Here is a 17917-nt window from a genome sequence, read left to right as displayed (position 1 = left end):
CTAAACCAATTGACCTGTTCCCTCACCCCGGCGCGGTGGGTACCTACCCCCATCTGCCGCGCCGGGGCTTTATCGATAACCAGAACTGCCAGAAGGCTGCCGCCATGCGTCCCGCCCGTGCCCTGATCGACCTCCAAGCCCTTCGACACAACTACCGCCTGGCCCGTGAGCTGACCGGCGCCAAGGCCCTGGCCGTGGTCAAGGCCGATGCCTATGGCCATGGCGCGGTGCGTTGCGCACTGGCGCTCGAAACCGAGGCCGACGGTTTTGCCGTGGCCTGCATCGAGGAGGCCCTGGAGCTGCGCGCGGCGGGCATCAAGGCACCGGTACTATTGCTCGAAGGTTTCTTCGAGGCCAGCGAGCTGGCGCTGATCGCCGAACATGATCTGTGGTGCGTGGTGCATTCGCCATGGCAGTTGGAAGCGATCGAGAAGACCTCGGTGCACAAGCCGCTGACCGTCTGGTTGAAGATGGACACCGGCATGCACCGTGTCGGCGTGCACCCCAAGGACTACGCCGACGCCTACCAGCGCCTGCTGGCCAGCGGCAAGGTCTCACGCATCGTACTGATGAGCCACTTCGCCCGCGCCGACGAGCTCGACGCCGCCGCTACCGCACAGCAGGTCGCCGTGTTCGAGGCCGCCCGCCAGGGGCTGGCCGCCGAGTGCAGCCTGCGCAACTCGCCGGCCGTGCTGGGCTGGCCGAGCATCAAGAGCGACTGGGTGCGTCCGGGCATCATGCTCTACGGCGCCACGCCGTTCGAAGTGGAGCAGGCCGAGGCTGCTCGTCTGCAGCCAGTGATGACCCTGCAATCACGCATCATCAGCGTGCGCGAGCTGCCCGCCGGCGAGCCTGTGGGCTATGGCGCCAAGTTCGTCAGCCCTCGGCCGACGCGGGTCGGCGTGGTCGCCATGGGTTATGCCGACGGCTACCCGCGCCAGGCACCTACTGGCACGCCAGTGGTGGTGGCCGGCAAGCGCACCCAGCTGATTGGCCGCGTGTCGATGGACATGCTCTGCGTCGACCTCACAGACGTGCCCGAGGCCACTATCGGCAGCCCGGTCGAGTTGTGGGGCAAGCAAGTGCTGGCCAGCGACGTGGCCATGCAGGCCGGGACCATTCCGTACCAGATCTTCTGCAATCTCAAGCGCGTGCCGCTGGACTATATCGGCGAATAAGGCGCTGAAGCGGACAGGCTGCGGGGCTGTGTGTTGTAAATACTGAACGGCATTGCCATCATATCGTTCACACTCCCCCAACCTCGACCGTTTCTGGAGGCGCAAGCTTTGGACGTCGGTGAACGACTGCAAGCCATCCGCAAGCTCAAGGGCCTGTCCCAGCGCGAACTCGCCAAGCGCGCGGGGGTGACCAACAGCACCATCTCGATGATCGAGAAGAACAGCGTGAGCCCGTCGATCAGCTCCCTGCGCAAAGTGCTCAGCGGTATCCCCATGTCCATGGTCGAGTTCTTCTCGGTGGAACTCGCGCCCGAAAGCCCAACCCAGATCGTCTACAAGGCGCACGAGCTGATCGACATCTCCGATGGCGCGGTGACCATGAAATTGGTCGGCAAGTCGCACCCCAATCGCGCCATCGCGTTTCTGACCGAGGTCTACCCGCCGGGCGCCGACACGGGGGCGGAAATGCTCACCCATGATGGCGAAGAGACCGGCATTCTTCTCGAAGGCCGCCTGGAACTGGTGGTCGGCACCGAGATCTTCATCCTCGAGGCCGGCGACAGCTACTACTTCGAAAGCACCCGCCCGCACCGCTTCCGCAACCCGTTCGAGGAGCCGGCCCGGCTGATCAGCGCGGCCACCCCGTCGAACTTTTGATCCAGCGCAGTGCATTGATGGGTCAATACCCTTTCCCTGAGTGTGGTCGTTTCACGCCTTCCAGGTTCCCGCTATACTTTTCAACGCTCGCAATTCCGTGGCCGCGGGCGTGATTAGCCACCATGAGGGTGTTCGCGTGAACCAAATCAAGAAGATGCTGGCCGTACCAGCAGCCGTATTCGCCCTTTGGGCAATGAGCGCAACCGCTGCAACCAACGACGACATCGCCAAGCGTCTCGAGCCGGTCGGCCAGGTGTGCGTCCAGGGCCAGGAATGCAAGGGCATGGAAGTGGCCGCCAGTGCCGGTGGCGGCGGTGCCAAGACGCCGGATGAGATCATCGCCAAACACTGTAATGCCTGCCATGGCACCGGCCTGCTGAACGCGCCGAAGATCGGTGACACCGCCGCGTGGAAAGAGCGTGCCGACCACCAGGGCGGCCTTGATGGCATCCTGGCCAAGGCCATCACCGGGATCAACGCCATGCCGCCGAAGGGCACTTGTGCCGATTGTTCGGATGAAGACCTGAAGGGCGCGATCAAGAAGATGTCCGGGCTGTGAGCCGGACCTGACTTGTATAAAGCCCGCCTCTGATGGCGGGCTTTTGTTTTTGGGCCGGGCGGGGGCGGGACAGGCAACCAACCCGCTGTGACTTTGTGTCCAACCCCTGAACCCACGGATGACTCAGGAGGCCCAGATGTATCGCTGCTCCATCGACCAGGCTGTCGAACAGGCCCTGGCCCGACTGCCCAGCCATATTCACATGGGCCTGCCGCTCGGCCTGGGCAAACCCAACGCCTTCGTCAACGCGCTGTACGCGCGGGTTCGTGATCTTCCCGAGCGCCGGCTGACGATCTACACCGCCCTGTCCCTGGGCCGGCCCGCGCTGGGCGACGGTCTGCAGCGTCGTTTCCTCGAGCCCTTCGTCGAGCGTGTGTTCGCCGACTACGAAGAGCTCACCTATCTGGCCGACCTGCGTGCCGACCGGCTCCCGCCGAACATCCGCGTCGAGCAGTTCTTCATGCAGCCCGGCAGCCTGCTGCACAGCGACACGGCCCAGCAGGCCTACGTCAGCAGCAACTACAGCCACGCCGCACGGGATATCAACGCCAAGGGACTGAACCTGATTGCGCAGCTGGTGGCGGCCACGCCCGAGCGGCCCGATCACCTGAGCCTGGCCTGCAACCCCGATATCACCCTCGACCTGCTGCCGATGATCGCCCGGCGCCGCGCTGAGGGCGAGACCATCCTGGTGCTTGGTCAGATCCATGACGAACTGCCCTACATGCCAGGGGACGCGGAGCTGCGCCTGGAACAGTTCGACCTGCTGATCGACCAGCCCGAAAGTCGCCGGTTGTTCTCCACGCCAAACATGCCGGTGAACACCCAAGACCATTGCATCGGCCTGCATGCCAGCACTCTGGTGCGTGACGGAGGCACCCTGCAGATCGGTATCGGCGCCATGGGGGATGCGGTGGCGGCGGCGCTGCTGGCGCGCCAGGGCGATAACGAAGGCTATCGTGCGCTGCTCGATGAGCTGGATGTCGGCCCATGGCAGGCACTGATCGAGCGGGAAGGGGGGCGGGATACCTTTGCCCAGGGGCTGTATGGCTGTAGCGAAATGTTCGTCAACGGGTTGCTTGCGCTGGCTGAAGCCGGGGTGGTGCGCCGCCCGGCCGACGAGCACGGCGTGCTGGTGCATGGTGGGTTCTTCCTCGGCCCACGGGCGTTTTACCAGCGCCTGCGCGAGATGCCGCTGGAGCAGCGCGCATGCTTCGCCATGACCGCCATCAGCTACATCAACGAGCTTTACGGCCAGGAGGAGCGCAAGCGCTGCCAGCGCCGGGATGCGCGCTTCATCAATACGGTATTCGGCATGACCTTGCTGGGTGCCGGTGTCGCCGACCAGCTCGAGGATGGCCGGGTACTCAGCGGTGTGGGTGGGCAGTACAACTTTGTCGCCCAAGGCCATGCGCTGGAGGGCGGTCGCTCGATCCTTTTGTTGCGCAGCTGGCGCGAGGTCGGTGGCGAGGTGACCTCCAATCTTTACTGGACCTACGGCCATTGCACCATACCCCGGCACTTGCGAGACATCGTGATCACCGAATACGGCATCGCCGACCTGCGCGGGCAGACCGACAGCGAGGTGATCGCGCGGTTGCTGGCGATCAGCGACTCACGTTTTCAGCGCGAGCTGATGGAGCGAGCCAAGGCGGCGGGCAAGCTGGCGAAGTATTTCGTGCTGGATGCGCGCTATACCGACAACACTCCCGAGCGTCTGGAGGCAACCCGCGCGCGGCATGCGCGATTGTTCCCGGAATATCCGTTGGGCAGCGATTTCACGGCCGAGGAGCGTGACTTGTTGCGGGCGCTGAATTGGCTCAAGAGCAAGTTCAAGCTGAGCGAGGCGCTGGAGCTGGGCAAGGCGGCTCTGGATGCGCCGGCGCCCGAGGCCTATGCAGCGCAGTTGGCGCGCATGGGGCTGGGGGAACCACAGGGGCTGAAGGAGGAGTTGTACCAGCGGCTGCTGCTGGCAGGACTTCAGGCTACCAAACCGTGAGACTGCGTGGGAGCGGGCAAGCCCGCCCCCACGGATCCATTACTCGATGAAGGTGACCACGCCACCTTCCAGCGACTTCACCCGGGCCAGCGACTCGACGCGGTAGCCCTGGCTGTCCAGCTCGGCGCGGCCGCCCTGGAACGACTTCTCGATGACGATGCCCAGGCCGGCCACGGTGGCGCCGGCTTGCTTGATGATCGAGATCAGCGCTTGGGACGCCTTGCCGTTGGCCAGGAAGTCGTCGATTACCAGCACGCGGTCGCTGCTGTTGAGGTGGCGCGGCGAGATGGCCACGGTGTTCTCGGTCTGCTTCGTGAAGGAGTACACCGAGGCAGTCAGCAGGTTCTCGGTCAGGGTCAGCGACTGGTGCTTGCGGGCGAAGATCACCGGCACGCCGAGCTTCAGGCCGGTCATCACCGCTGGGGCAATGCCCGACGCTTCGATGGTGACGATCTTGGTCACGCCGGAGTCGGCAAACAGGCGGGCGAACTCGTCACCGATCAGCTGCATCAGCGCCGGGTCGATCTGGTGGTTGAGAAACGCGTCGACTTTGAGTACCTGGTCGGAAAGCACGATGCCTTCTTCGCGAATCTTCTGATGCAGTGCTTCCACTTTTTTTTCCTCGATGTAGCAAAGGTGGCCGCAAATAGCGGCAAAGTTTAAGAGTAATGGTTGATCAGCGTTTGAGCATTGCCCGGATATCGGCCAGGGCGTTGTTGCCGCGCGCGGCTTTCACTTCCACGGGCGCATCGTCCAGGCCTTCCCAGGCCAGGTCGTCCGGCGGCAGTTCATCCAGGAACCGGCTCGGTGTGCAGTCGATGATTTCGCCGTACTGCTTGCGCTTGGCGGCGAAGGTGAAGGCCAGGGTCTGGCGCGCGCGGGTGATGCCCACGTAGGCCAGGCGGCGTTCCTCCTCGATGGTGTCGGCCTCGATGCTCGAGCGGTGAGGGAGGATCTCCTCCTCCATGCCCATGATGAACACGTAAGGGAATTCCAGGCCCTTGGAGGCGTGCAGGGTCATCATCTGCACGCCCTCGGCGTTTTCTTCCTCTTCCTGCTGGCGCTCGAGCATGTCGCGCAGCACCAGCTTGCCGATGGCGTCCTCGATGGTCATGTCACCCTCTTCGTCCTTCTCGAGGGTGTTCTTCAGCGCTTCGACCAGGAACCAGACGTTGCTGATGCGGAACTCGGCGGCTTTGTCGCTGGCGGTCTGCTGGCGGATCCAGTTCTCGTAGTCGATGTCGCGGATCATCTCGTGCAGCGCGGCGATCGGGTCGTCCAGGGCGACCTTGTGGCGTACCCCGTCGAGCCAGTGCTTGAAGCGCTGCAGGCGCTCGGTGTAGCGGGCGTCGAGGTGCTCGCCCAGGCCCATCTCCTCGCTGGCGGCGTACATCGAGATGCCGCGCTCGGTGGAATAGTTGCCGAGCTTTTCCAGCGTGGTCGAGCCGATCTCGCGGCGCGGCACGTTGATGACACGCAGGTAGGCATTGTCGTCGTCGGGGTTCACCAGCAGGCGCAGGTAGGCCATCAGGTCCTTGACCTCCTGGCGACCGAAGAAGCTGTTGCCGCCGGACAGTCGGTACGGCACCTGGTGGTGCTGCAGCTTCAATTCGATGAGTTTGGCCTGGTAGTTGCCGCGGTAGAGGATGGCAAAGTCGCTGTACGGGCGGTTGGTGCGCAGGTGCAGGGTGAGGATCTCCATGGCCACGCGTTCGGCTTCGGCTTCCTCGTTCTTGCAGCGGATCACGCGGATCTCGTCGCCCACGCCCATCTCGCTCCACAGCTGCTTTTCGAAGGCATGCGGGTTGTTGGCGATCAGCACGTTGGCACAGCGCAGGATGCGGCTGGTGGAGCGGTAGTTCTGCTCGAGCATGACGATCTTCAGGGAGGGGTAGTCCTCCTTGAGCAGCATCAGGTTTTCCGGGCGCGCGCCACGCCAGGCGTAGATCGACTGGTCGTCGTCGCCGACCACGGTGAACTGGTTGCGCATGCCGATCAGCATCTTCACCAGCAGGTACTGGCTGGCGTTGGTGTCCTGGTACTCGTCCACCAGGAGGTAGCGCACGCGGTTCTGCCAGCGTTCGAGCACGTCGGGGTGTTCCTGGAACAGCTTGACCGGCTGCAGGATCAGGTCGTCGAAGTCCACCGCGTTGAACGCCTTGAGCGTGCGCTGGTAGTGGGTGTAGACGATGGCCGCGGTCTGCTCGCGCGGGTTGCGCGCCTTTTCCAGGGCCTCGGGCGGCAGGATCAGGTCATTCTTCCAGGCACCGATCATGTTCTTGATCTCGTCGATGCCGTCGTCGCCGGAGTATTCCTTCTGCATGATGTCCGACAGCAGCGCCTTGATGTCGGACTCGTCGAAGATCGAGAACCCCGGCTTGTAGCCCAGGCGGTCATGCTCCTTGCGGATGATGTTCAGGCCCAGGTTGTGGAAGGTACACACGGTCAGGCCCCGGCCTTCCCCCGGACGCAGCAGGGTGGCGACTCGCTCCTTCATCTCGCGCGCGGCCTTGTTGGTGAAGGTCATGGCGACGATGTACTGGGCACGGATGCCGCAGTTCTGGATGAGGTGGGCAATCTTGCGCGTGATCACGCTGGTCTTGCCGGAGCCTGCACCGGCGAGCACCAAAAGAGGGCCGCCGACGTAGTCGCGGGCTTCCTGTTGCCGGGGATTGAGTCGGGACATGCTAGAAACCGGGGGTGACCAGAAAATAGCCGCGCATTCTAGCAGGCATGGGGTGGTTAATGCGCGACCGTCTGACGTTGTGATGCAGGGCGCGAATCGGATTTGCCGCATCTGCTACTTTCGCGCAGGATGCACGTCAGATTGCGTCGGGATGGTGGCCAGGGACGGGCAATGACTAAAAGTGAAAATCATTTCCAATTAATCGGGTAGGATTGCCCGCGCTCGCCGTTCCACCGCCCACATCTAAGGAGCCCGCTTGTCCACGCCTGTCGAACCCCTGCGTTTGCTGCTGTTGGCTGATGAGCCGGAGTGGGCCGTGCATCTGCGCGAGTGCTTGCAACCTATGGGTGGCAGCGTCGTGCTGCTGACCGCGCCGAACTGGGCGGCGGTGGATAGCCTGTTCGCCAACGACCGTCAGGCCGTGGTGCTGGCCACGCCCGAGCTGCAGCCCGCGCCGGGGCGTTGCGAGCTGCCGACGATCCTGCTGCTTGAGCAGGAACCGGCCAGCGCGCCGCTGGGCGCAAGCGACTGGCTGGTGCTGGCGCAACTGTCCACCGACACGTTGCGTCGTTCGCTGCGCCATGTGCGTGAGCGCGGCGTGCTGGTGGCCACCCTGCAGCGCCTGGCCGAACAAGACCCACTGACCGGCATCGCCAACCGCCAGGGCTTCCAGGCCCTGCTGACCGCGCGCTTGGCCGAGAACGAAGGCCGTGGCCTGGCCCTCGGCCACCTCGACTTGGACAATTTCCGCCACGTCAACGACGCCCTCGGCCACCAGGGGGGCGATCGCCTGATCCTGCAGGTGGTCGCCCGCCTGAAGCACCAGTTGGAGGCGAGCGACCAACTGGCGCGCCTGGGCAGCGACGAGTTCGCGTTGTTGATCGACACCCGGCGTGACCCCAACCGCGCCGAGTGGATGGCCGAGCGCATCACCGAGGCGCTGACCGAGCCCTACTGGATCGACGGCGAGAGCCTGCTGCTCGGCTGCAGCCTGGGGATCGCCCATGCCCGCGCCCAGGCCGGCGCCGACCCGCTGATGTGGCACGCCCACATCGCCATGCGCCAGGCCAAGGGCAGCCAGGGCTGTACCTTCCACGTATTCAATGAGCGTATCAATCGCAACGCACGCAGCCTCGCCGACCTGGAAAGCGAGTTGCGCCGCGCTCTGCGCCGCGACGAGCTGGAACTGCACTACCAGCCGCGGCTGAACCTTGTCGACGGGCGTATCGTCGGGCTCGAGGCGCTGGTGCGCTGGAACCATCCCGAGCGCGGCCTGCTGGCGCCCAGTGAGTTCGTGCCGCTGGCCGAGCAGAGCGGGTTGATCGTGCCACTGGGTTACTGGGTGATCTCGCGGGCCCTGAGTGATATGCAGGCCCTGCGCGAACGCGGCCTGGCGCCGCTGCACATGGCGGTGAACCTGAGCTTTCGCCAGTTCCAGGACAGTCAGTTGCTGGCAACCCTGAGCCGGCTGATCGTCGAGCACGGGGTCGATGCGCGCTGGCTGGAGTTCGAGCTGACCGAAACGGCGGTCATGCGCCGCAACGAGTTGGTCCGCCAGACCATGGATGCCCTCGGGCGGCTGGGGGTGCGCTTCTCGCTGGATGACTTCGGCACCGGCTTTTCATCGTTCGTGCACCTGAACAGCTTGCCGATCACCTTGCTGAAGGTCGATCGCAGCTTCGTCGGCGGCATGGAGCAACGCGAAGAGAACGCCAAGCTGGTCCACGCGATGATCAACCTGGCGCACAACCTCAATCTGGAGGTGGTGGCAGAAGGGGTGGAGAGCGAGGAGCAGCTGGCGCTGCTGCGGGCGTTCGGTTGCGACCAGGTGCAGGGCTTCCTGGTCAGTCGGCCGTTGCCGGTGGAGGCGTTGATCGAGTACCTGTTGCAGGTGCCCACCCCGGGTTTGGTGCAGACCCTTTAGGCCCAATCGCCGGCAAGCCGGCTCCCACAGGTGTTGCGCCGTTCTTGTGGGAGCCGGCTTGCCGGCGATGCGCCGCGTCAGCGGCGCCCTGTTGCCTTTGGATCAACCCGCCAGCATACGCCCGGTTTCTTCCAGGTTCTCGTGCCAGCTCAGCGCCTCGCGCAGGATATGCGGGGTATGCCCGCCACGCTGGCAAGCGCGCTCGAAGTAGTCGTTGAGTGCCGCGCGGTAGTCCGGGTGCACGCAGTTGTCGATGATCACCCGGGCGCGCTCGCGCGGCGCCAGGCCGCGCAGGTCGGCCAGGCCTACTTCGGTCACCAGGATGTCCACGTCATGCTCGGTGTGATCGACGTGGCTGACCATTGGCACCACGCTGGAAATCGCACCACCCTTGGCAATCGACTTGGTGACGAAGATCGCCAGGTGGGCGTTGCGGGCGAAGTCGCCCGAGCCGCCGATGCCGTTCATCATCCTGGTGCCGCAGACGTGGGTCGAGTTGACGTTGCCGTAGATGTCGAACTCGAGCGCCGTGTTGATGCCGATGATCCCTAAGCGACGCACCACTTCAGGGTGGTTGGAAATCTCCTGCGGACGCAGCACCAGCTTGTCCTTGTAGCGCTCCAGATTGCCGAACACATCGGCATTGCGGCGGCTCGACAGGGTGATCGAGCTGCCCGAGGCAAAGCTCAGCTTGCCTGCGTCGATCAGGTCGAAGGTCGAGTCCTGCAGTACTTCGGAGTACATGGTCAGGTTTTCGAACGGCGACTCGATCAGGCCGCACATCACCGCGTTGGCGATGCTGCCGATACCGGCCTGCAGCGGCCCGAGGTTGTTGCTCATGCGGCCGGCATCCACCTCGCCCTTGAGGAAGGCGATCAGGTGGTCGGCGATGCCTTGGGTCTCATGATCGGGCGGCAGCACGGTGGACGGCGAGTCCGGCTGGTCACTGATGACGATGCCGACGATCTTCGCCGGGTCGATCGGGATCGCGGTGCTGCCGATGCGGTCGTCTACCTTCACCAGCGGGATCGGCGTGCGGGTCGGACGGTAGGTCGGGATGTAGATGTCGTGCAGGCCTTCAAGGTTGGCGTTGTGCGACAGGTTGATCTCGACGATGACCTGCTTGGCGAAGATCGCGAAGCTGGCCGAGTTGCCCACCGAGGTGGTCGGCACGATATGGCCTTGCTCGGTGATCGCCACCGCTTCGATGACCGCGATGTCCGGCAGGGTCAGTTGCTTGTTGCGCAACTGCTCGACGGTTTCCGACAGGTGCTGATCGATGAACATCACCTTGCCGTCGTTGATGGCCTTGCGCAGGGTGCTGTCGACCTGGAACGGCATCCGCCGGGCGAGTACGCCGGCTTCGGTCAGTTGCTTGTCCAGGTCGTTGCCCAGGCTGGCGCCGGTCATCAGGCTGATCTTCAGCGGCGACTGCTTGGCGCGCTCGGCCAGTGCGTGGGGCACGGCCTTGGCTTCGCCGGCGCGGGTGAAGCCGCTCATGCCGACGGTCATGCCGTCCTCGATCAGGCCAGCGGCGTCAGCCGCACTCATTACCTTGCTGTGCAGGGAGGACAAGCGGATACGATCACGGTACATGGATTGTTATCTCAGGCTACTGAAGCTACTGGAAGCGCAGTCTAGAGATTTCGCCCGGTGCCGTCCCGCGACCATGGTCGTATGAGCGGCCCGGAAATAGAGCCGTTGATCTGGATCAGGCAGATGCGACAAACCCCGGAAATGGCTTCCCGGAGTTTGTCTTGTACAAGCGGTCGCGATGCTCGTTGGACCTACTCCACAGCCTTGACCATGTCCTCGATGACCTTCTTCGCGTCACCGAACACCATCATGGTCTTGTCCAGGTAGAACAATTCGTTGTCCAGGCCGGCATAGCCGCTGGCCATGGAGCGCTTGTTGACGATGATGGTCTTGGCCTTGAAGGCCTCGAGGATCGGCATGCCGGCGATCGGCGACTTCGGATCATTCTTCGCCGCCGGGTTGACCACATCGTTGGCGCCCAGCACCAGCACCACGTCGGCCTGGCCGAACTCGGCGTTGATGTCTTCCATCTCGAACACCTGGTCGTACGGGACCTCGGCCTCGGCCAGGAGCACGTTCATGTGCCCGGGCATGCGCCCCGCCACCGGGTGGATCGCGTACTTCACGGTCACGCCGTTGTGGGTCAGCTTCTCGGTCAGCTCCTTGAGCGCGTGCTGGGCACGGGCCACCGCCAGGCCATAGCCCGGGACGATGATCACGCTGTCGGCGTTGCTCAGCAGGAACGTGGCGTCGTCGGCCGAACCGGATTTCACCGGGCGTTGCTCTTTCGAACCCGTCGCGGCACCGGCATCGACGTCGGCACCGAAGCCACCGAGGATCACATTGAAGAACGAACGGTTCATCGCCTTGCACATGATGTACGACAGGATCGCGCCGCTGGAACCGACCAGGGAGCCGGCGATGATCAGCATCGAGTTGTTCAGCGAGAAGCCGATACCGGCTGCTGCCCAGCCCGAATAGCTGTTGAGCATCGACACTACCACCGGCATGTCGGCGCCGCCGATCGGGATGATGATCAGCACGCCCATGACGAAGGCCAGGGCCAGCATCAGGGTGAAGGCGCTGTAGTGGCCGGTGAAGGTGAACAGCAGCCCCAGGGCGATGGTCGCCAGGCCCAGGATCAGGTTCAACTTGTGCTGGCCGGCGAACTGTACCGGTGCGCCCTGGAACAAGCGGAACTTGTACTTGCCCGACAGCTTGCCGAAGGCGATCACGGAACCTGAGAAGGTGACGGCGCCGATGGCCGCGCCAAGGAATAGCTCGAGGCGGTTGCCGGTGGGGATCGGGTCGCTGATGGCGGCGACGATGCCCAGCGACTGTGGTTCGAGCACGGCGGCGATGGCAATGAATACCGCGGCCAGGCCGATCATGCTGTGCATGAACGCGACCAGTTCGGGCATCTTGGTCATCTCCACGCGCTTGGCCATGATCGAACCCGCGGTACCACCGACCAGCAGGCCGACGATCACGTAGCCGATACCCGCTGTCGCAAGCTCAGCCCCAAGCTTATAGATGAGGCCAACGGTGGTGAGGATGGCGATCCCCATGCCGATCATGCCGAACAGGTTGCCGCGCCGCGAAGTGGTCGGGTGCGACAGGCCCTTGAGCGCCTGGATAAAGCACACCGAGGCGACGAGGTAGAGGAGCGTTACCAGATTCATGCTCATGCTTACTTCTGCGCCTCGTTCTTGGTTTTCTTCTTGAACATCTCAAGCATGCGGCGGGTGACCAGGAAGCCACCGAACACGTTGACCGCGGCCAGCGCCACGGCCAGGGTGCCCATGACCTTGCCGACCGGGGTGACGGTCAGCGCGGCGGCCAGCATGGCACCGACGATGACGATCGCGGAAATGGCGTTGGTGACCGCCATCAGCGGCGTGTGCAGGGCCGGGGTGACGTTCCACACCACGTGGTAGCCCACGTAGATGGCCAGCACGAAGATGATCAGGTTGTAGATGCCGTGGGAAATCAGCATGTCTTCCATTGTCGTGCTCCTCAGCCGTTCTTGCGCACGACCTGGCCGTCGCGGCACATCAGGCACGCGGCGACGATGTCGTCTTCGAGGTTGATGACCAGGTTGCCGTCCTTGTCGAACAGCAGCTTCATGAAGTCCAGCAGGTTGCGCGCGTACAGCGCCGAGGCGTCGGCACCGACCTGGGCCGGCAGGTTGGTCGGGCCGACGAGGGTCACGCCGTGCGCCATCACCACCTGGTCGGCCACGGTCAGCGGGCAGTTGCCGCCTTGGGCCGCGGCCAGGTCGATGACCACCGAACCGGGTTTCATCTGCGCCACGGTCTCGGCGCTGAGCAGGGTCGGTGCCTTGCGTCCGGGGATCAGTGCGGTGGTGATGACGATGTCCGCCTGCTTGGCACGCTCGTGCACGGCCTGGGCCTGGCGCTGCATCCAGCTGGCCGGCATTGGCCGGGCGTAGCCGCCCACACCTTCGGCGCACTCACGTTCCTCGTCGGTCTCGTAGGGCACGTCGATGAACTTGGCGCCGAGCGACTCGATCTGCTCCTTCACTGCCGGGCGCACGTCGGACGCCTCGATCACCGCGCCCAGGCGCTTGGCCGTGGCGATGGCCTGCAGGCCGGCCACACCGGCACCGAGGATCAGCACGCGGGCGGCTTTCACGGTGCCGGCGGCGGTCATCAGCATGGGCATGAAGCGCGGGTAGTGGTGGGCGGCCAGCAACACGGCCTTGTAGCCGGCGATGTTGGCTTGCGACGACAGGACGTCGAGGCTCTGCGCGCGTGAGGTGCGCGGTGCGGCTTCCAGGGCGAAGGCGGTGATGCCGCGCTCGGCCATCTTGGCGATCAGTTCGTTGTTGAACGGGTTGAGCATGCCTGCCAGCAGGCTGCCACTGTTGATCAGCGCCAACTCCTGGTCACTGGGCGCGACCACCTTGAGCACCAGCTGCGCGCCGAAGGCGTCGGCGGCTTCGCCCAAGTTGGCGCCAACGGCCTCATAGGCACTGTCCGGAATGCTGGCCTTTAGCCCTGCCCCCCGTTGCACGGTGACCTGATGGCCCTGGCCAACCAGTTTCTTGATGGTTTCCGGGGTCGCGGCGACCCTTGTCTCACCCGTCTGCGTCTCGAGAGGAACACCAATGTGCACGACTTTGTCTCCTGCGGTGACCTTTTGTCTTTATAGGAACCAGCGCACTTCGGGTGGTGCGGCTGGGTGGTCGTAGAGCACGACCCCGCCGGATCCGGGGCGGGGAGGCATTTTGCAGACGAACCCGAGGGCCTTCAACCGGTTATGGAGCGAAACGAAGTCAAAACTACAAGTCACCCTGTGACCGTATGTCGCAACGATTTGCCCTCAACCCGTCAAGCACGCGCTATGCGGAGCTTAGGAGAAAATTTGAAAAAAATTCCGCTATTTTCGTTCTCAGTTTGCTGAATGTCGCAAAATCAGCTGCAAACCCGCGCAGTAACTAGGGTTGCTATGTTTTTCAGGGTGAACGGAACAGATTACGAATTTGCGACAAATCCATATATTTGTAGGTGTTAAAAATAATTGACTACGGGGTCAGCTTTGCCCGCTTCACCCTATTCCGTGGCGGTGTATCGTTGCGCCTGCGCCACCAGCCAGTCGCGGAACGCCCGTAGCGAGGCGGACTCGACCTTCCGCTCGGGGATCATCAGATGGTAGGCCTTGTCGCTGGAGAGGGCATGCCTGTTAGCGACCACCAGTCGGCCCTCCTGCAGCTCGCGCTGGATCAGGAACGGTGGAATCAGCGCAATGCCCATGTCATGCATGGCGGCCTGGGCGAGCATCGAAAACAGCTCGTAGCGCGGGCCGGTCATGTCGCGTTCGACGCTCATCCCCAAGCCGTCGAACCATTGTCGCCAGGCATAAGGGCGGGTGGTCTGCTGCAGCAGTGGCAAGTCGGCAATGCGCTGGGCGTCGAGCCTGGCTTGCCCTTCCAGCAGGGAAGGGCTGCACACCGGCACGGGGTTCTCGCCCATCAGTCGGTGGGATTGGGTGCCCGACCAGTCGGCGTCGCCGAAGTAGATGGCGGCATCGAAGGGCGTGTCGGCGAACAGGAAGGGGCGGGTGCGGTTGGTCAGGTTGACCGTGACCTCCGGGTGACGCTGCTGGAAGTCCTTCAGGCGCGGCAGCAGCCACTGGGTGCCGAAGGTCGGCACCACTGCCAGTTCGATCACATTGGCGCCTTGCTGGCGCATCACCGAAAGCGTGTCGCGCTCCACCGCATCCAGCTGTGCGGTTACCTGGCGACTGTAGGAGAGCCCGGCTTCGGTCAGTTTCACGCCCCGGCGCGAGCGGCGGAACAGCTCGACATTGAGGAAGGCCTCCAGGCTGCCGATCTGCCGACAGACGGCACCCTGGGTCAGGGCCAGTTCCTGAGCGGCCTTGGTGAAGCTCTCGTGACGTGCGGCCGCCTCGAAGCAGACCAGGGCAGTGGTGCTGGGAATCTTGCGGCGCATGTACGTGAACCTCACATGTCAGGCGTTGAGCAGGGCATTTTGATGATTACGAAGTGAGAAAATATCACTAAACGGTGCGCAATCCTCGTTTGTCCCTCACGCCAAACAGGCCTAGGATCAATCCAGCACAACAATTCGTTCCCATCTTTCGAGGAATCCGCACATGGCTGGCAAGGCAAGCTTCAACTGGATCGACCCGCTGCTGCTGGATCAGCAGCTCACTGAAGAAGAGCGCATGGTCCGTGACAGCGCCTATCAGTTCGCCCAGGACAAGCTGGCGCCCCGTGTGCTGGAGGCGTTCCGTCATGAACAGACGGATCCGGCGATCTTCCGTGAGATGGGTGAAGTCGGCCTGCTCGGCGCCACCATTCCCGAGCAGTACGGCGGCAGCGGCCTGAACTACGTCTGCTACGGCCTGATCGCCCGCGAGGTGGAGCGTATCGACTCCGGCTACCGCTCGATGATGAGCGTGCAGTCGTCGCTGGTCATGGTGCCGATCAACGAGTTCGGTACCGAGGCACAGAAGCAGAAGTACCTGCCGAAGCTGGCCAGTGGCGAATGGATCGGCTGCTTCGGCCTGACCGAGCCCAACCATGGTTCCGACCCGGGCTCGATGATCACCCGCGCCCGCAAGGTCGACGGTGGTTATCGTCTGAGCGGCAGCAAGATGTGGATCACCAACAGCCCGATCGCCGATGTGTTCGTGGTCTGGGCCAAGGACGATGCCGGCGATATCCGTGGCTTCGTGCTGGAGAAAGGCTGGGACGGCCTCAGTGCTCCGGCCATCCATGGCAAAGTCGGCCTGCGTGCTTCGATCACCGGCGAGATCGTCATGGACAACGTGTTTGTGCCGGAAGAGAACATCTTCCCCGATGTGCGCGGCCTCAAAGGCCCGTTCACCTGCCTGAACTCGGCCCGCTACGGCATCTCCTGGGGTGCGCTGGGTGCCGCCGAGGCCTGCTGGCACACCGCTCGCCAATACACCCTGGATCGTCAGCAGTTTGGCCGCCCACTGGCCGCCAATCAGCTGATCCAGAAAAAATTGGCCGACATGCAGACCGAGATCACCCTGGCCCTGCAAGGCTGCCTACGCTTGGGTCGTATGAAGGACGAAGGCACCGCAGCGGTGGAAATAACCTCGATCATGAAGCGCAACTCCTGCGGCAAGGCCCTGGACATCGCCCGCCTGGCGCGGGACATGCTGGGTGGCAACGGCATCTCCGACGAGTTCGGCGTCGCCCGCCACCTGGTCAACCTCGAGGTGGTCAACACCTATGAAGGTACTCACGACGTGCACGCGCTGATCCTTGGGCGCGCGCAGACCGGCATCCAGGCGTTCTATTAATAGAGGAGCCAGGCCATGGGCGCGCTTTCCCATCTGCGGGTGCTGGATCTTTCCCGGGTATTGGCCGGCCCCTGGTCCGGCCAGATCCTTGCCGACCTTGGGGCGGATGTAATCAAGGTGGAGCGCCCCGGCGCGGGTGACGACACCCGCTCCTGGGGGCCGCCTTTCCTGCGCGATGCCCAGGGCGAGAATACCAGCGAGGCGGCCTACTACTTATCGGCCAACCGTAACAAGCGCTCGGTGACCATCGACTTCACCCAGCCCGAAGGCCAGCGCCTGGTGCGCGAGCTGGCGGCGAAGTCGGATATCGTCATCGAGAACTTCAAGGTGGGCGGGCTGGCAGCCTACGGGTTGGATTACCAAAGTCTGAAGGCCATCAACCCGAAGCTTATCTATTGCTCGATCACCGGCTTCGGCCAGACCGGGCCATATGCCAAGCGTGCTGGCTATGACTTCATGATCCAGGGGCTGGGCGGGCTGATGAGCCTGACCGGGCGCCCGGAGGGAGAGGAGGGCGCGGGGCCGATGAAGGTGGGGGTGGCTCTCACTGACATCCTGACCGGGCTGTATTCCACCGTGGCGATTCTTGCGGCCTTGGCGCATCGTGATCAGGCTGGGATAGGTCAGCATATCGATATGGCGTTGCTGGATGTGCAGGTGGCCTGCCTGGCCAATCAGGCGATGAACTACCTCACCACTGGCAACCCGCCACGGCGGTTGGGCAATGCGCACCCCAATATCGTGCCCTACCAGGACTTCCCGACGGCGGATGGCAATTTCATTCTTACCGTGGGTAATGACGGGCAGTTCCGCAAGTTTGCTGAAGTGGCGGGGCAGGCGCAGTGGGCGGATGACCCGCGGTTCTCTACTAATAAGCAGCGGGTAGCCAACCGTGCGGAGCTGATTCCGTTGATTCGTCAGGCTACGGTGTTCAAGACCACGGCTGAATGGGTCACAGAGCTGGAGAAGGCGGGTGTGCCATGCGGGCCGATCAATGACCTGGCGCAGATGTTCCAGGACCCACAGGTATTGGCGCGTGGGCTTGCGGTGAATGTTCCACATCCGCTGGCGGGCAGCGTGCCGCAGGTGGCCAGCCCGATCCGGTTGTCGGAGACGCCGGTGGAGTATCGCCATGCGCCTCCATTGCTGGGGGAGCACACCGAGGCGGTGCTGATGGATGTGCTGGGGCTGAGTGGGGAAGCGGTGCAGGGGCTTCGGGGCGCAGGTGTGCTGTAACACGCGCTATAGATAGAAAGAAGCGGGGCGGCCGGCAGGCCGCCCCGCTTTGCTTTTCAACAATCTGAAGGTTTTATGAAATTAACGGTTGACGCGCTTTCAGATCCCCTTATAATGCGCCCCACTTCCAGCGACATCGGAACGAAAAACTCCTTGAATATCAAAGAGTTGATTGTTTGGAAAGGTTCCGGAAGTGCTTCGGTCATCTGATCGGCAGCGGTGAAAAAGGCAGTTGACAGCAGGTTGTAACGCTGTATGATTCGCCTCCCGCTACGAGAGATCGCAGCGAGTCAAGTGTTTGAAGTTGAACGGGTTTCTCGCA

General features: G+C 63.4%; 14 protein-coding genes. 7 read left to right on the top strand and 7 right to left on the bottom strand.

Annotation, left to right across the window (positions count from 1 at the left end; genetic code table 11):
• Positions 1-104 precede the first annotated feature (104 nt).
• From alr to DFS21_RS03980, 4 genes are all read left to right on the top strand, one after another.
• Positions 105-1178, top strand: coding sequence for an alanine racemase (gene alr, locus DFS21_RS03995; protein WP_110696753.1), 1074 nt, complete (start codon positions 105-107; stop codon positions 1176-1178).
• A 108-nt stretch (positions 1179-1286) separates the two neighbouring features.
• Positions 1287-1835 carry a cupin domain-containing protein gene (locus DFS21_RS03990; protein ID WP_023629132.1) on the top strand — a complete coding sequence of 183 codons (549 nt, stop codon included), beginning with the start codon at positions 1287-1289 and terminating at the stop codon, positions 1833-1835.
• 154 nt (positions 1836-1989) lie between these two features.
• Positions 1990-2394: a cytochrome c5 family protein gene (locus tag DFS21_RS03985; RefSeq protein WP_110697524.1), complete on the top strand. Its 405-nt coding sequence runs from the start codon at positions 1990-1992 to the stop codon at positions 2392-2394.
• Between the two features lie 136 nt (positions 2395-2530).
• Entirely contained in the window at positions 2531-4393 is a 1863-nt protein-coding gene (locus tag DFS21_RS03980) for an acetyl-CoA hydrolase/transferase C-terminal domain-containing protein (protein WP_111531889.1), read from the top strand.
• Between the two features lie 39 nt (positions 4394-4432).
• On the opposite strand, the gene xpt is transcribed toward DFS21_RS03980, so the two are convergent.
• Positions 4433-5005: a xanthine phosphoribosyltransferase gene (gene xpt / locus DFS21_RS03975; protein WP_028689919.1), complete on the bottom strand. Its 573-nt coding sequence runs from the start codon at positions 5003-5005 to the stop codon at positions 4433-4435.
• A gap of 64 nt (positions 5006-5069) precedes the next feature.
• On the bottom strand, positions 5070-7079 hold the full coding sequence (gene rep, locus DFS21_RS03970; RefSeq protein WP_102684790.1) for a DNA helicase Rep: 2010 nt from the start codon (positions 7077-7079) through the stop codon (positions 5070-5072).
• A gap of 256 nt (positions 7080-7335) precedes the next feature.
• On the opposite strand from rep, the gene DFS21_RS03965 reads away from it, so the two are divergent.
• Positions 7336-9003 carry a bifunctional diguanylate cyclase/phosphodiesterase gene (locus DFS21_RS03965; RefSeq protein WP_111531888.1) on the top strand — a complete coding sequence of 556 codons (1668 nt, stop codon included), beginning with the start codon at positions 7336-7338 and terminating at the stop codon, positions 9001-9003.
• 102 nt (positions 9004-9105) lie between these two features.
• Here DFS21_RS03965 and DFS21_RS03960 read toward each other — a convergent pair whose 3' ends face one another.
• The 5 genes from DFS21_RS03960 to DFS21_RS03940 all read right to left on the bottom strand — a co-directional run bounded on the left by DFS21_RS03960 (position 9106) and on the right by DFS21_RS03940 (position 15014).
• Positions 9106-10599 (bottom strand): acetyl-CoA hydrolase/transferase family protein, encoded by a 1494-nt coding sequence (locus DFS21_RS03960; protein ID WP_110696747.1) that lies wholly within the window; start codon positions 10597-10599, stop codon positions 9106-9108.
• Between the two features lie 191 nt (positions 10600-10790).
• Complete coding sequence (locus DFS21_RS03955) at positions 10791-12227, bottom strand: NAD(P)(+) transhydrogenase (Re/Si-specific) subunit beta (protein ID WP_023631271.1); 1437 nt, start codon at positions 12225-12227, stop codon at positions 10791-10793.
• A 2-nt stretch (positions 12228-12229) separates the two neighbouring features.
• A complete protein-coding gene (locus DFS21_RS03950) occupies positions 12230-12544 on the bottom strand; it encodes an NAD(P) transhydrogenase subunit alpha (RefSeq protein ID WP_110696745.1) in 315 nt (104 codons plus the stop codon).
• 11 nt (positions 12545-12555) lie between these two features.
• The gene (locus DFS21_RS03945; protein ID WP_038707135.1) at positions 12556-13677 is read right to left on the bottom strand and encodes a Re/Si-specific NAD(P)(+) transhydrogenase subunit alpha; all 1122 of its coding nucleotides are present in this window, start codon (positions 13675-13677) and stop codon (positions 12556-12558) included.
• A 437-nt stretch (positions 13678-14114) separates the two neighbouring features.
• Positions 14115-15014: a LysR family transcriptional regulator gene (locus tag DFS21_RS03940; protein ID WP_110696744.1), complete on the bottom strand. Its 900-nt coding sequence runs from the start codon at positions 15012-15014 to the stop codon at positions 14115-14117.
• Positions 15015-15177: 163 nt separating this feature from the next.
• Here DFS21_RS03940 and DFS21_RS03935 point away from each other — a divergent pair, with 163 nt between their 5' ends.
• Positions 15178-16359 carry an acyl-CoA dehydrogenase gene (locus tag DFS21_RS03935; RefSeq protein ID WP_023630017.1) on the top strand — a complete coding sequence of 394 codons (1182 nt, stop codon included), beginning with the start codon at positions 15178-15180 and terminating at the stop codon, positions 16357-16359.
• A gap of 15 nt (positions 16360-16374) precedes the next feature.
• Positions 16375-17595, top strand: coding sequence for a CaiB/BaiF CoA-transferase family protein (locus DFS21_RS03930; protein WP_110696742.1), 1221 nt, complete (start codon positions 16375-16377; stop codon positions 17593-17595).
• Positions 17596-17917 lie beyond the last annotated feature (322 nt).

Origin of the sequence: Pseudomonas sp. 2848 (assembly GCF_003253945.1) — a bacterium.
Taxonomy (GTDB): domain Bacteria; phylum Pseudomonadota; class Gammaproteobacteria; order Pseudomonadales; family Pseudomonadaceae; genus Aquipseudomonas.
The sequence above is the reverse complement of the archived record's forward strand: the minus strand, read 5'-3'. Positions and strand labels throughout refer to the sequence as shown.

What these genes read in the sequence shown, in the direction of transcription:
- alr (WP_110696753.1), top strand. Translation starts at nt 105, where the DNA reads ATGCGTCCCGCCCGTGCCCTGATCGACCTCCAAGCCCTTCGACACAAC.
- DFS21_RS03985 (WP_110697524.1), top strand. Translation starts at nt 1,990, where the DNA reads ATGCTGGCCGTACCAGCAGCCGTATTCGCCCTTTGGGCAATGAGCGCA.
- DFS21_RS03980 (WP_111531889.1), top strand. Translation starts at nt 2,531, where the DNA reads ATGTATCGCTGCTCCATCGACCAGGCTGTCGAACAGGCCCTGGCCCGA.
- rep (WP_102684790.1), bottom strand. Translation starts at nt 7,079, where the DNA reads ATGTCCCGACTCAATCCCCGGCAACAGGAAGCCCGCGACTACGTCGGC.
- DFS21_RS03960 (WP_110696747.1), bottom strand. Translation starts at nt 10,599, where the DNA reads ATGTACCGTGATCGTATCCGCTTGTCCTCCCTGCACAGCAAGGTAATG.
- DFS21_RS03955 (WP_023631271.1), bottom strand. Translation starts at nt 12,227, where the DNA reads ATGAGCATGAATCTGGTAACGCTCCTCTACCTCGTCGCCTCGGTGTGC.
- DFS21_RS03950 (WP_110696745.1), bottom strand. Translation starts at nt 12,544, where the DNA reads ATGGAAGACATGCTGATTTCCCACGGCATCTACAACCTGATCATCTTC.
- DFS21_RS03940 (WP_110696744.1), bottom strand. Translation starts at nt 15,014, where the DNA reads ATGCGCCGCAAGATTCCCAGCACCACTGCCCTGGTCTGCTTCGAGGCG.
- DFS21_RS03935 (WP_023630017.1), top strand. Translation starts at nt 15,178, where the DNA reads ATGGCTGGCAAGGCAAGCTTCAACTGGATCGACCCGCTGCTGCTGGAT.
- DFS21_RS03930 (WP_110696742.1), top strand. Translation starts at nt 16,375, where the DNA reads ATGGGCGCGCTTTCCCATCTGCGGGTGCTGGATCTTTCCCGGGTATTG.